This is a genomic window from Verrucomicrobiia bacterium (assembly GCA_036405135.1).
Lineage (GTDB): Bacteria > Verrucomicrobiota > Verrucomicrobiia > Limisphaerales > JAEYXS01 > JAEYXS01.
In genome coordinates, this window is record DASWYF010000044.1 from 42,206 (window position 1) to 54,993 (window position 12,788).

At 56.0% G+C, this 12,788-nt stretch carries 11 protein-coding genes; 6 read left to right on the forward strand and 5 right to left on the reverse strand.

All coding sequences use genetic code 11. The annotated features are described in order from the left end of the window. Positions 1–9: 9 nt before the first annotated feature. Complete coding sequence (locus tag VGH19_20640) at positions 10–1,575, reverse strand: hypothetical protein (protein HEY1173785.1); 1,566 nt, start codon at positions 1,573–1,575, stop codon at positions 10–12. 78 nt (positions 1,576–1,653) lie between these two features. Next, a complete protein-coding gene (locus VGH19_20645; protein ID HEY1173786.1) occupies positions 1,654–1,989 on the reverse strand; it encodes a hypothetical protein in 336 nt (111 codons plus the stop codon). Between the two features lie 229 nt (positions 1,990–2,218). Between VGH19_20645 and VGH19_20650 the strand changes: the two genes are divergently transcribed. From VGH19_20650 to VGH19_20665, 4 genes are read left to right on the forward strand one after another with little or no spacing between them, the layout of a single operon-like run. Further along, a complete protein-coding gene (locus tag VGH19_20650) occupies positions 2,219–3,466 on the forward strand; it encodes a hemolysin family protein (GenBank protein ID HEY1173787.1) in 1,248 nt (415 codons plus the stop codon). Further along, positions 3,463–4,446, forward strand: a complete 984-nt coding sequence (locus VGH19_20655; GenBank protein HEY1173788.1) for a CNNM domain-containing protein — start codon at positions 3,463–3,465, stop codon at positions 4,444–4,446. Before VGH19_20650 ends, VGH19_20655 begins: the two co-directional genes overlap by 4 nt. 1 nt (position 4,447) lies before the next feature. Next, a complete protein-coding gene (locus VGH19_20660; protein HEY1173789.1) occupies positions 4,448–5,827 on the forward strand; it encodes a hemolysin family protein in 1,380 nt (459 codons plus the stop codon). Continuing rightward, positions 5,824–6,759: an alpha-1,2-fucosyltransferase gene (locus VGH19_20665; GenBank protein ID HEY1173790.1), complete on the forward strand. Its 936-nt coding sequence runs from the start codon at positions 5,824–5,826 to the stop codon at positions 6,757–6,759. The genes VGH19_20660 and VGH19_20665 overlap by 4 nt, the downstream gene beginning before the upstream one ends. Here the strand turns inward: VGH19_20665 and VGH19_20670 are convergent, their stop codons facing one another. The 3 genes from VGH19_20670 to VGH19_20680 all read right to left on the reverse strand — a co-directional run bounded on the left by VGH19_20670 (position 6,760) and on the right by VGH19_20680 (position 9,871). Next, on the reverse strand, positions 6,760–7,560 hold the full coding sequence (locus tag VGH19_20670; GenBank protein HEY1173791.1) for a DUF268 domain-containing protein: 801 nt from the start codon (positions 7,558–7,560) through the stop codon (positions 6,760–6,762). A 74-nt stretch (positions 7,561–7,634) separates the two neighbouring features. Further along, the gene (locus VGH19_20675) at positions 7,635–8,582 is read right to left on the reverse strand and encodes an SDR family oxidoreductase (protein HEY1173792.1); all 948 of its coding nucleotides are present in this window, start codon (positions 8,580–8,582) and stop codon (positions 7,635–7,637) included. Continuing rightward, on the reverse strand, positions 8,579–9,871 hold the full coding sequence (locus VGH19_20680; protein HEY1173793.1) for a nucleotide sugar dehydrogenase: 1,293 nt from the start codon (positions 9,869–9,871) through the stop codon (positions 8,579–8,581). Before VGH19_20680 ends, VGH19_20675 begins: the two co-directional genes overlap by 4 nt. Positions 9,872–10,112: 241 nt before the next feature. On the opposite strand from VGH19_20680, the gene VGH19_20685 reads away from it, so the two are divergent. Continuing rightward, a complete protein-coding gene (locus VGH19_20685) occupies positions 10,113–11,297 on the forward strand; it encodes a hypothetical protein (GenBank protein ID HEY1173794.1) in 1,185 nt (394 codons plus the stop codon). A 174-nt stretch (positions 11,298–11,471) separates the two neighbouring features. Next, on the forward strand, positions 11,472–12,629 hold the full coding sequence (locus VGH19_20690) for an FG-GAP and VCBS repeat-containing protein (GenBank protein ID HEY1173795.1): 1,158 nt from the start codon (positions 11,472–11,474) through the stop codon (positions 12,627–12,629). Positions 12,630–12,788: the final 159 nt, after the last annotated feature.

Below are 12,788 nucleotides of genomic sequence, written 5' to 3' on the forward strand. Positions count from 1 at the left end.
TCCGCGCGCTTATCGTGGTGGAACTGTTTTTCTTTTCCATAGCACGAAACCACCTTGTCTGGCCGGATCAACGATAGGTTCGTAATGTGTGCGCAGGGTCTGATAGATCGGATGTGCCCGTCCATGGCCGGCAAATGCCAGGGAGAAATTATCCTCCACGTGGGTGACAATCATGGCCGCCTTTTGTGATTTCAGGGCAGCTTCCACGTTTTGGGAGTGCCCGGCATCGTGAAAAGGTTCATACCATGTGTAGAAATAGCCGAGCACGGGTTTGCGATCGCTCAGCAAGTAGAGGAAATCGTGGCCGGAAAAAACGATGATACGGTCTGAAGGTGCGGATTCCGTGCGGATTTTATCTGCCAGGTATTGGATCGCTGGACCATGGGATTTGGACCAGCGGAAATGGAAGCGCGGGGTGGAGACCATGACAGATGTGGAGCTGTCCAGAGCTTTGATCACCCGTCCCATACCCAAGGTCACACAGAAAGTGACAGTGATGATGAGCAGGGCAGTGGCCAGCTTTCTACCCCATGAGGTATCCATCTGCCACAAGTATAGCGAGTGGAAAAACGAAACGGCCAGGGCGGGAAAAACATAGGGCGCATGCACGGATGAATTCATCTGGAGCAGGTTACCCGTTGCGAAGACCAGAAAGGGGAGCGCGAGCAGCAATGAGGGCTGCGCTTCCTTCTTGATGATCCAGAAACGCCACCAGGTGAAGACGGAGAAAATGGCCGAGAACGGGCAGATGAGCACGGCCAGGGCGGCCGAGACGTTCTCTGCGCTGAAACCGTTTTGGAGGAATATGGTCTCATTCAACCGGTCATAGAGTCCTGCAGCGGTCAGATGACGGGCGTGAAATACAGCGCCAAGTTGGAGTCGATAGCTTTCGGTGGTAGTGAAACGGCTGAAATACCAGACTGATATGGCGAACATCACCAGGACCAGAGCGGTATAGATGGCAACTGAAATAAGCGGCGTTGTAACCGCAGCTTCTGCTTTTGCAGGTTGGCGGCGTGCAACGATTAAGAAGCACCAGAGTGCAGCAAGGATGGGAAGGCCGATAATGAACTTGCACCAGACAACTATGATCGTCAGCAAAGCGGAAATGAGCAGATGCTTCACCGTGCCTGACTGCCACCAACGTACCATGGCATCAGTGGCGAAGAGAGCGAGGCAGGTGGCCCACAGGTTGGAAAATGAATACGGCCAGGCGAAGTAGTTGGAGGTGGAGGAAAAGGCGATAATGGAGAGGGCACCAAGGAATGCGATGCGCGCCGGAGCCAGCAGCCGCAAGCATCGATAGACCCCGAGGACAACGCCAGCCCCGAGCAGTTTGGCCACCCATAAAAGGACATCGGTGTGGACACCGAAGAGGGCATAGGCGAGAGCATTGACAGAGGGAGCCCAAGGGCCATAGAGCCAGAAGATATCACGGTAGAGCATTTGACCATCGAGCATGAGCCAAGGGACGGTCAATTCTTTGCCGGCATCAACGATGAAGCGCCCGATCAGCCGGAAGCAGACGATTTGCAACAGGAGATAAAGACCGAGCAGGACAAGCAGAGGGACCAAATCAGAACGCCAGGAACCGGGGCTGTTTTTTGAGGTGTGGGATGGTAAGCCCAAAGGCGATCCCTGAGATAACGGAGATTACTTGCCTCCGCCAACGGCAGTGGTATTACCACAGCAGGCTCCTGTATCCATAAAGATACGGGAGGCAGCGGAGTCCCCTGCAGGACGAGAAGATCCACTCAACATGCCAGGGCGGTAAAGGGCCTGAAACTTTTTGGAATTCGCTGTCTGATATTCGCAGCCATCGTAGAGGGCTGGGGAAAAGACGGCTTGTACAAAAGTAGGAGCTTCGACGTCCGGAAGATCAACGATCCAGCGATCTTTGAGAGGGAACACAAACAAAGGACGGTCAATCTCTGCAGGCGTGATCACTGCCGGAGAAATATAAGGCGCGACGAAGACGGGTTTCACCATGCAGGGAGTGTAAGTGCCTGCTGCTTGAACCTTTTCAGGTGCAAACAGAGCCAAAACAGCCGAGGCGAAAACCGTGATTTGTGTCCGGCGACCTAACATCGGCCACTTTTCTAATGGGTAGCTTCTTTGCCTGCAATCCTAAAAGTTGATGATTTTTATCTCTCATACGGAGTGGACCTAGGTTTAAAGCTTTTGCCGGGAGGGGGTTGCGGGGCATAATGGCGAAGAAATGACGGAAGTCACATGGCTGGCAGTGTTGGGCATCGTCCTGTTTGGCGGGGCGAGCTTCTTCTTTGCTGTCGCCGAAACAGCCTTGTTCTCGCTAAGCAAGTGGCAGATCCGCCAGGTGACGGAGAAGAACCCGGCTAAAGGGGATTTGGTGAGCAGGTTGCTCAACCAGCCGCAGGAGTTGCTTGGCGCTTTGGCTCTGGGGAATACCCTTTCCAGTGCGGCGGTCATGGCCATCGGCCTCTGGATGGGGCTGGCGGGTGGGTGGTTTTTAGTGTGGACGGTGATCACTACGGCGGTGTTGTTGCTCTTGGGGTGTGAGGTTTTGCCCAAGACCTTGGCCGTGCGGCGGCCGGAATCATGGGCTTTGCGGGTGGCCAAACCGCTCTTTGCGTGGCACGCGTTCGTCAGGCCTTTCCGTGAGATCGCCCAGCGGGTGAATGACACGATCTTGCGCGTGACGATTCCCAAGTCCATCAAGCCGGCAAACTCGGTGACGGATGCCGATTATCGTGAATTGTTGGAAATGGCGTATCACCACGGGATGCTCATGAAGTCCGAGCGGGATATCATCTTGGAGATCGTCCGGCTGGATCAACGCACCGTTAAGGAGGTCATGCGGCCACGTGCGAAGATGGATGGTGTGACGGATACGATGACCGTCGAAGAGATGCGCGCGGAAGCGAGGCGGCTGAAGCATCGCCGCCTGCCGATGTATGATGAGGAGAACGATACGATCATCGGTGTGCTGAACACCCGTGAACTTTTATTGAACCCGAGTTCAGACTTGGAAGAGGCGCTGGAGTTTCCCTCGTTCGTGCCGGAGAGCATGAATCTTTTGCAACTGCTGGTTAGCTTGCAGCGGCAGCAGCGCGGACTGGCGCTGGTGCTGGATGAGTATGGTGAACTGGCGGGAATCGTGACGCTGGAGATCATTTTGGAAGAGCTGGTCGGTGACATCCGTAGTGAAGGTGAAGTGGCCGAGTTCAAGCTCGAGAAATTGGCAGAAGGCCGCTGGCGGGTGAATGGTACTTTGAAGATCGGCGAGTTCGGGGATGAGTATCCAGATTTGGGTGAGATCGCGGGTGTGGAGACGATGGGTGGCTTGCTGATGTCCCAGCTCGGTGTGGTGCCGAATGCGGGGGAATCGGTCATCTACAAGGGGATCAAACTGACGGCCAAAGCGGTGGATGAACGGCGCGTCCGCGAGGTGTTGGTGGAGGTCGCGAAGCGAAAGGGCCTTGTATGAACCTGATGTATCTTTTTCTCTTCATCGCCTGTGTCACGGTTTCATTTCTCCTTTCGGGAATGGAGGCTGGCGTGCTGGCGTTGAGCCGCTTGCGTGTGCGGCAATGGGTGCGCCAGGGCAACCGTCGGGCGCGGTTGCTGAATGAATTTCTGGAACGTCCGGAGAACTTCTTGTGGACGATCCTGGTGGGTAACACCTTGGCGAACATCGTGGTGGTGTGCCTGATGGTGGCGGCGTTGCACAAGCATCTGGCCGAGTATCCCTGGCTTATCGCCGTGCTGCTGGCGGTGCTGTTCTTCGCGTTCTACATGTTCTGCGATTTGTTGCCGAAGATGCTGTTCCGGCATTTCCCTAACCGCCTGTGCCTGTATCTGGCGGGGCCATTCCGTCTGGTGCATCTGGTGTTGTCACCGCTGGTCTGGGTGATCGAGAAGTTCGCGAACTGGGTGGGTCAGCTCGCTGGTGGGCGTGTCTTCACCGGGCAGATGTTCGCGACGCGTGATGAGTTCCGGTTGGTGATGCAAGAGTCCGCGCAAGGGCTCACGCCCGAGGAGCGCAGCATGATCCAGCGCGTGCTGGAACTGCATAATCTCACGGTGCGCCAGATCATGATGCCCATGGAGCAGGCGGTGACCACGGCGAAGGATGTGGTGATGAGCGAGGTGTTGGAGTTATGCCGCGAGAAGCGTCTGACGCGTCTGCCAGTGATGGAGACGGTTGGGCGCACGAGGAAGCTGGCTGGTGTGCTGAGTCTGAAGCATGTGCTCTACGAGAGCACGTTCGATGTGCGGAAGAAGGTGGCCGAATATGTGCAAGTGCCCGTGGTGCTGGAGCCGGAGATGCGGTTGGAAGTAGCGTTGCAACGGTTGCAACGCAGCGGCCAGCGCATGGGGGTGGTGATGGGGCGCGACCAGAAACCAATCGGTATCGTGACGGTGCAGGACATCATGCGCGTTATGTTTGGCGCGGTGAATCTCTGATATGGAAAGCGATTACATGTTCAAGTTGATCGGAGGCGGCTTCTTAGTCGTCTTCCTGGTCTTTTTGAACGGCTTCTTTGTGGCGGCGGAATTCGCGATCGTGAAGATCCGCGATACGCAGCTCGTCACGCTGGAGGAGAAGGGGAACAAACGGGCCATCGTGGCCCGGAGGGTGGTGAAGAATCTGGATGCATCGCTCAGTGCCACCCAGTTGGGCATCACCCTGGCGAGCTTGGGATTGGGCTGGTTTGCGGAGCCGATATTTGCGTCATTGCTGGCGCCTATGCTGGACCGCCTGATCACGGGCGAAGTGCATATGGGTTCATTCAGCGTTGGTGCGGAGAAATTAAAGCATGGCATCGCGTTTGCGTTCGGCTTCTCCGTCATCACATTCATGCACATCGTGATGGGTGAGCTGGCTCCGAAGTCGATGGCCATCCAAAAGCCATTGCCCACGACCTTGTGGATCGCGGCACCGTTGGAGCTGTTTTACAAACTTTCCTACCCGTTCATCTGGATGTTGAACAATACATCGCTGTGGATGTTGCGGCAGGTGGGCATTCATCCGGCGAGCGAGGCGGAGCTGGTGCATTCTGAGGAAGAGCTGCGGATGCTTTTCACGTCATCGCACGAGCACGAGGGCGGCAGTGAATTACAGCGCAAGATCGTCTTCAACGCGATGGACCTGAAACGGCGCATCGTGCGGGATGTGATGCGGCCGCGGCAGGAAATCACCGCGCTGGATACTGAGGCTGCGATCGTGGATTGCCTCGATGTGGCGGAGAAGACGCGTTACTCGCGGTTTCCATTATGTGAAGAGGGGGATGTGGATAAGACGCTGGGTGTGGTCCATTTCAAGGACTTGTATGCTTTGCGTTCACGGGCGAAGACGGGGCGTGATCTGAAACCGGTGGCGCGCAAACTCATCTATGTGCCGGAAACGGCGCGGCTGGAAAAGGTTCTCGCCTTGTTCATGGACCGGAAGCTGCACTTCGCCATCGTGGTGGATGAATACGGCGGCACGACGGGCATGGTGACGCTGGAGAATATATTGGAAGAGCTCGTGGGACAGATTCAGGATGAGTTCGACCAGGAAAAGCCACTGCTGGTACAATTGAGTGGCGGGATGTGGGACATCGACGGTGCTTTGCCATTACATGAGCTTTCCGAATTGGTGGGTGAAGAGTTGAACGCGGAAGATGTGACGACCACGAGCGGCTGGGTGACGCATCAAAAGGGCGGTTTCCCGAAAAAAGGCGATGAAATCGTCATTGGAGAATTCGTCTTGCGCGTAGAGGAGATGGATATGACCCGCGTGGCACGCCTGAGACTTATGAAACAGCCCATCATGGCGGCAGAAAAAACCGATAATGCACCATGATCGTCACGCGGCTAGAGGGTGGATTGGGCAACCAGCTTTTTCAGTATGCGCTGGGCCGCAAACTTTCTCTTCATCACGGGGTTGAGTTGAGACTTGATTGTGAGTGCTACCGTCGCGACAGCGCCCGCAAATTTGTTTTGGACCAGTTTCCGATACAAGCCACACAAGCCACACTTAGCGACATCTGGCGGGCTTGCCCGAGCGAGGCGGCATCCCGGGTGGTAGTCAGATTACGTCCTTCCCGGCTGGCGCACTCTGTGGCTGCGCGATTGCATTCGCCGTACCGGCTGGGTGAGTTTCATCCGGTGGAGGCGATGCCGCCTTTGATGCACGGGAAGGTGGTCCGTGAACGGCATTATCATTTCGACAAGGAAGTTTTGCGTTCGCCGAACGGTTCGGCCCTCATCGGTTTCTGGCACAGTGAACGCTATTTTCAGGATGTGAGGCCACAGTTGCTGGCCGAGCTGCGAGTGCCGCCGGGAGACTCAGCGATGGCCCGAAGAATTGCGGAATGTGAGTCGGTTTCGCTTCACGTGAGGCGCACGGACATGGTCAAAGACCCGCGTTACACGGCGACAACGGCCCAATACTGTCACCGGGCGATGGAGGTTTTTCGGGCCAAGCTGGAGCGGCCGCAGTTCTTTGTGTTCTCGGATGATGCGGGCTGGGCGTATGAGAATCTGGTCACGTCACCGGATGTTCACATGGTCTCCGAGGAGAAGGGCGGCGATGCGGTGGAGGAGTTCCGGTTGATGTCCCATTGCCGTCACCATGTACTGGCGGCTAGCACGTTCAGCTGGTGGGCGGCATGGTTGAATGACCGGCCGGAGAAGGTTGTGGTGGCACCTCCAGCGTCTGTCTGGCTCAAACAGCCGAATTGTGATGCGCGAGATCTGTTGCCACCAGAGTGGGAGCAGATACCGGTCGAGTGATCAGGCGGGAGTGTTTGCTGGCGGTTTTCGGAAATGGAACATACCGGTGCCGAAACCGCGTTCCGGGGCGTAATGGGGCTGCACATCGTAGCCGTAGAGGTATTGTTCGTTGAGCAGTTCCAAGCCGGCGGAGAGTTGTAAGACATACTGCCGCGTGAAGGCACGGTGGGCGTTGTAATACACGTGGTTCGCCGAATCTATCGGCACACTGATGTAAAGATGACCGCCGGGTTGCAGTACGCGAAGCAGCTCTTGCCAGGCTTTTTCACTGCCCCAGGGGTCGAAAGGATCTCCGTATCGGCCCAAGCCGATGTGCTCTACTACACAGAGAGATGAAAGGCTGGCGACGGAAGAATCTGCAAAGGGCAGAGAGAGGATAGAGCCTTCACGGAATGAAAAATCGACAGCTTTCAGCACTACTGGACGGATATCGACCATCGTGACGGGAACGAACTGGGCGACGAGAGCCATTGTCTTGGCGCTGGAGCCTACGTCCACATGCTGTAGAGGGCGAACCTGCGAGAGACGGTGAGCAAACCAAGTATCCTGCACGAAGTAAACCGGCTCCAGAGGAGTGGTGTCAGTGCGGTCGAGCAGGCAGGGGTAGAGATTGTCCGGATTGAGGGTGAAGTGCGGGTTTTTGGGCTGCATCATCTGGAAGGCCCGGAACTCGCGGTAAAATTGCGTGCAAGCACTTACGCCTTTTAGCCAGCCGAAGTTGAGGCCGTAATGACGGCGCAACGCCCGCCAGCTTTCCAGCAGAAAGCGGAGGAGAAAGATTTTTCTCAGGCGGTCTTTCATTCTCTCAGATCTCAACCAGCCTGAATGGCAGGGGCCGACGTGACGGCTTCGAGCGGTTCTTGCCGCGCACCTGTTCAGGGTTGAGAGCGATAGAAATCCAAAGTCTTAGCGAGACCTTCTTTCCATGTCACTGTGGCCTTGTAACCGAAAGCCTTTTCAGCCGCTGAATTGTCTGCTAGCGAAGAACGCACATCACCAGCGCGACCGGATTCAAAGCGCGGTTGGATGGACTGGCCGGTCAGATCGTTCAGATCACGCACGAGATCCAAGAGGGTGACGCTGTGGCCGGTGGCGGCATTAAAGACGCCGCCAGCGACCTTCTCAGCAGGGGCTTCGGCAGCGAGCAGGTTGGCGCGGACGACGTTGTCGATGTAGGTGAAGTCGCGGGATTGCAGGCCGTCACCGTAGATGACGGGTGTCTCACCCTTCAGCATCGCCGTGCAGAACTTCGCGATGACGCCGGAGTAAGGAGAGTCGAATGCCTGACGCGGGCCATACACGTTGAAGTAGCGCAGAGCCACCGTCGGCAGGCCATAGAGGCGATGGAAAAGCTGGCAATACTTCTCGCCTGCATACTTTTGCAGAGCGTAAGGGGAAAGTGGATTCGGTGGCAGGCCTTCGTATTTCTTAGGTGCATCTACATCGCCGTAAATGGAGGAGGATGAGGCGAAGAGAAAGCGTTTCACGCCCGCATCACGCGCAGCGAGAAGCATGCGCAAAGTGCCGTCCACATTGAAGAAATTGCTCTCAATCGGTTGCTGCACGGAGCGAGGGACAGAGGGCAGGGCGCCTTCATGGAAAACCCAGTCGCAACCCGCGATGAGCTTTTTGACAAGCTCCTGATCAGTGACATCGCCTTCGACAAACTCCAAGTCCGCTTTCGTGCCGTTCGCCCAATCGAGATTGTGACGTTTGCCGAGGGAGAGGTTGTCGAGGACGATGACTTTGGCTCCGCGCTGGCAGAGGTTCTGCGCGATGTGTGAGCCGATGAAACCGGCGCCGCCGGTGATGAGTGCTTTCATGCTTTGAAGTAACGCTGCGGATGCTTCACCACACCGGCGAAGGCATTACGGGTATCGACGAGGAGTTTGGCGTGATCGGCCACGAGGGCGTAATCCACGGCCTTATGATTAGTGGAGAGCAGGACGAGATCGTAACTGGCGACTTTTTCAGGCGTCAGTTCGACGCTCTTGTTACCGGCGAAATGGCCATGCTCACGGGAAGGACGGATGACGGGCACGTGCGGATCGTGATATTCCACATGCGCGCCTTGGGCTTCGAGCAATTCCCAGAGGACGTACGAAGGACTCTCGCGATCATCATCCACGTTCGATTTGTAAGCGATGCCCAGCATCAGGATGCGTGAGCCAGCGACCGATTTGCGGACGCTGTTCAGGGCGAGACGCACGCGTTCCACCACGTAGTTCGGCATGGCGGTATTGATCTCGCCAGCCAGTTCGATGAAGCGGGTGCGCTGGCCGTACTCACGGGCCTTCCAAGTCAGATAAAAAGGATCAATCGGGATGCAATGACCGCCGAGGCCAGGTCCCGGATAGAAGGGCATGAAGCCGAACGGCTTGGTCTTGGCAGCGTTGATGACATCCCAGATGTCGATGCCCATGGCGTCATAAACGACCTTGAGCTCGTTCACCATGGCGATGTTCACGGAGCGGAAAATGTTCTCCGTCAGCTTCACCGCCTCGGCTACGCGGCAAGACGCGACCGGGACCAATGTCTTGATAGCGCGACCGTAAATGGCCTTGGCCTTTTCCAAGCAGACAGGCGTGAAACCGCCGATGACCTTCGGGATGCTGACGACCTGACTCTGAGGATTACCTGGGTCTTCGCGCTCAGGGGAGAAAGCGAGGTGAAAATCGTGACCGGCTTTCAGGCCAGAACCGGCTTCCAGCACTTCGCGCAGATCGGTGTCCGTGGTGCCGGGATAAGTGGTGGATTCGAGGATCACCACGGTGCCTTTTTGCAAGTGAGGCGCCATGGCTTTGCCGGTATTGATGATGTAGCTGATGTCCGGCTCGTTATTCTTTCCGAGCGGCGTAGGCACGCAGATGATGACGGCTTCGCATTCGGCGATGCGCTTGAAATCGGCGGTGCTTTCGAAGCGTTTGGCCTTCACCATCGCATCCACGCGGCTGCTGGGGATGTGCATGATGAAGCTCTCGCCCGCGTTCAGCTTGGTGATCTTGGCCTGATCGATGTCGAATCCAAGGATGTCGACGCCAGCTTCTGCGAAGGTCAATCCCAAGGGGAGACCTACATAACCAAGACCGATGATGCCCGTACGTTTGCTCATATAATGAAAGCACCGCTACTATCCGAGCGGGGTGGCGAGGTGGAAAGACTTTTTTGGTGTCAGTAGGGCAATACCGCATTTTCAGGAAATGAGGGATTTCGCCATTGAGCATCAAGAATCGCTTCTTCATTGCGTCAGATTTGCTTCGTAAGATAAAAACTTGATGCAACAACGAACGGAAAGCCGTTTAGCGATCTCTGCCTGGAGTCGTATCGTTTTCGTTCTGAAGATTTTTAAGTAAATGGATTCTGAATTGGATGTAGAAGTTTTAAAGCAAACACTTGCCCAGCTGGTGGAGCGTTTAAAACAGGCGGAGGGATTGCTGGCGGAGAACGATTTTGCGGCGGCAGTATCGATCACGGGCGATTTGTTGGAGGCATCGCAATCCCTGCCCGAGAATCTCGGACCAGTGATGGTTTTTCGCGCGTCTGCATTATTGGTGCGAGGAAATGCCTTGCGAGAGCAGGGGAGCAGCGTGACACGCAAGGCGGCGCTGGCGTGTTTTGATGAGACGTTGCGGCTTTTGAACCGGTTGCCCGAGGACGAGATCCCGCACTTTCGAAATCATCAGGCCAAGGCCTGGATGAATCGGGGTATGACGCTTCTGGCAGAAGGAGGCGCTTATTATCTGACCGAGGCGGTCAGTTGCTTTGATCGTGCTATCCAGATGCGGCAGGAATTGGTCGCTACGGATCCTGAGCCTTTGATCCGGTATGGTCTCGCAGCGGGATGGATGAATCGCGCCGATGCTTTGACGCGGCGGGCCGGGGAGAATGATCTGAACGAAGCGGTGAAGTCTTACGATGAAGGTTTGCGCGTGATGGACAGCGTGCCGATCGATGCCAACCCGTTGTTTCGCCAGCGGATAGGCATCGCGTGCCTGAACCGGGGACTCACCTTGGAGACGATGGGAACGGAGGCTGCATTAGGGCAGGCGTTGGAGTCTTTTGATAAATGTGTCGCGACGCTGGAGCATTCTCCGGAGGTGCCGAAACGACAGCAGATAATGGCTGCGGCACTGATGAACCGTGGAAATGTGCTGTTGAAACGTCAACCGGTGGATGCGGCAGCGGCACGCTATGCGGCGCAACGTGCCATCCAATGCGTCCTTACATCTGAACGGAATGATGTGGCGGATGCGGAGATCGGTTTGAAGTCGCGCCATGTGGCGTGTCGCGCGATGGCGGCGTTGACGGAGAAGATGACGGATGGCGTGGCCAAGTCAGATCTCTTTGCCGAGGCGACGGACTTGGTGGATGACGGGATGGAACTGGTGCGTTATTGGCATGCGAAGGGCGTGAGGGATTTCGGGCCGATCGCGAATGATATGTTCCGATTTGGGGCGAGGGTTTATCAGGTCTATCAACCGCATTTTGTGGATGAGTTTGTGGAGGAGAATCAAGGGATGGGGCTTACGTTGAAATGACGAATGACCAAGCACTAATGACGAAGGAATGAACTAATGTCGAATGACCAAAAGAAAATGGGTATTATGACATTGGGCATTTGTCATTGAGTCATTCCTTCGTCATTCGTCATTTTCTCTTGGTGGAAAAGATTGGAACTGGGGCTAAGTTTGCCGCTTAATAGCTGCATTCCTATGAGAACGACTTTGTTGCCTGCGTTTGCGTGTGCTTTGACGGCTTCTACTTTGCTGGCGGCGGAACCGCCTTTGCCTAAGTTCCGCGCGGTGGATGTGGATACGAAGGTTGAGATCGGTTACGGCATCGCCATCGCGGATGTGGATGGGGACAAGAAGCCGGACATTCTGCTGGCGGATAAGAACACGATCCAGTGGTATCGCAACCCGACGTGGGAGAAATTCGTTATCGCGGAGAAGCTCACGGAGAAAGATCACGTGTGCATCGCGGCTGCGGACATTGATGGCGATGGCAAGGCGGAGATCGCGGTTGGAGCGGGTTGGAATCCGGGCGATACGGTGGGGAGCGGCGCGGTGTTCTATTTGATTCCGCCGGCGGACCGGACGCAGAAGTGGGAGCAGGTGGCTCTGCACCATGAGCCGACAGTGCATCGCATGCACTGGATCAAGAATGCGGCGGGCAAGTATGAGCTCATCGTGAAGCCGTTGCATGGTCGCGGGAATAAGAACAACGAGGGCGAAGGTGGCAAGGTAATGGCTTACACGATGCCGGCGAATCCCAAGGATGAATGGAAGACCACAGTGGTCAGCGACAAACTGCACGCGAGTCATAATTTTCAGGGCGTGAACTGGGACAAAGATGCGGAACCGGAGATCATTCTCGGCAGCAAGGAAGGGGTATTTCAGTTTGATCGCAGCGGCAGCGAATGGAGGCGCACGCAATTGACGGATCAGCCGACGGGCGAGATCCGCGATGGCAAGTTGCCGGGTGGCAAACGATTCATCGCCACAATCGAGCCGATGCATGGCACGACGGTGGCTTCTTATATTCCGACGAAAGATGGTCTGTGGGCCCGTACATTGATCGATGAGACGTTGAAGGATGGTCACGGCTTGGCCATCGGCGATGTGTTGGGTATTGGCAGTGACCAGATCGTGGCGGGTTGGCGCGGGATGATGCCGAAGGGGGTGCCGGGTGTGCGTCTCTTCACGCCGCTGGATAATGAAGGCAAGCAGTGGCGCACTACGCCGATCACGGGCGAAGAGGTGGCGATTGAGGATCTGAAGCTGGCGGACTTGAATGGGGATGGGAAGCTGGACCTGATCTTGGCCGGGCGGGCGACGAAGAATTTGAAGATTCTTTTTAATGAGAGGTGAGAGAGGGAGGTGTTTTCGGTCAATCTCTATACCATTTTTGAGTGCCGGTTCTTATTGTGAGTTCGGTGGTGAAGACCGAAGTTAGGGCAAAGCGGCAGCTTTGCCCCACCATGATGGTAGAAGGTAAGGCCGAAAGGTCCAAAGGCTGACCGCATATTG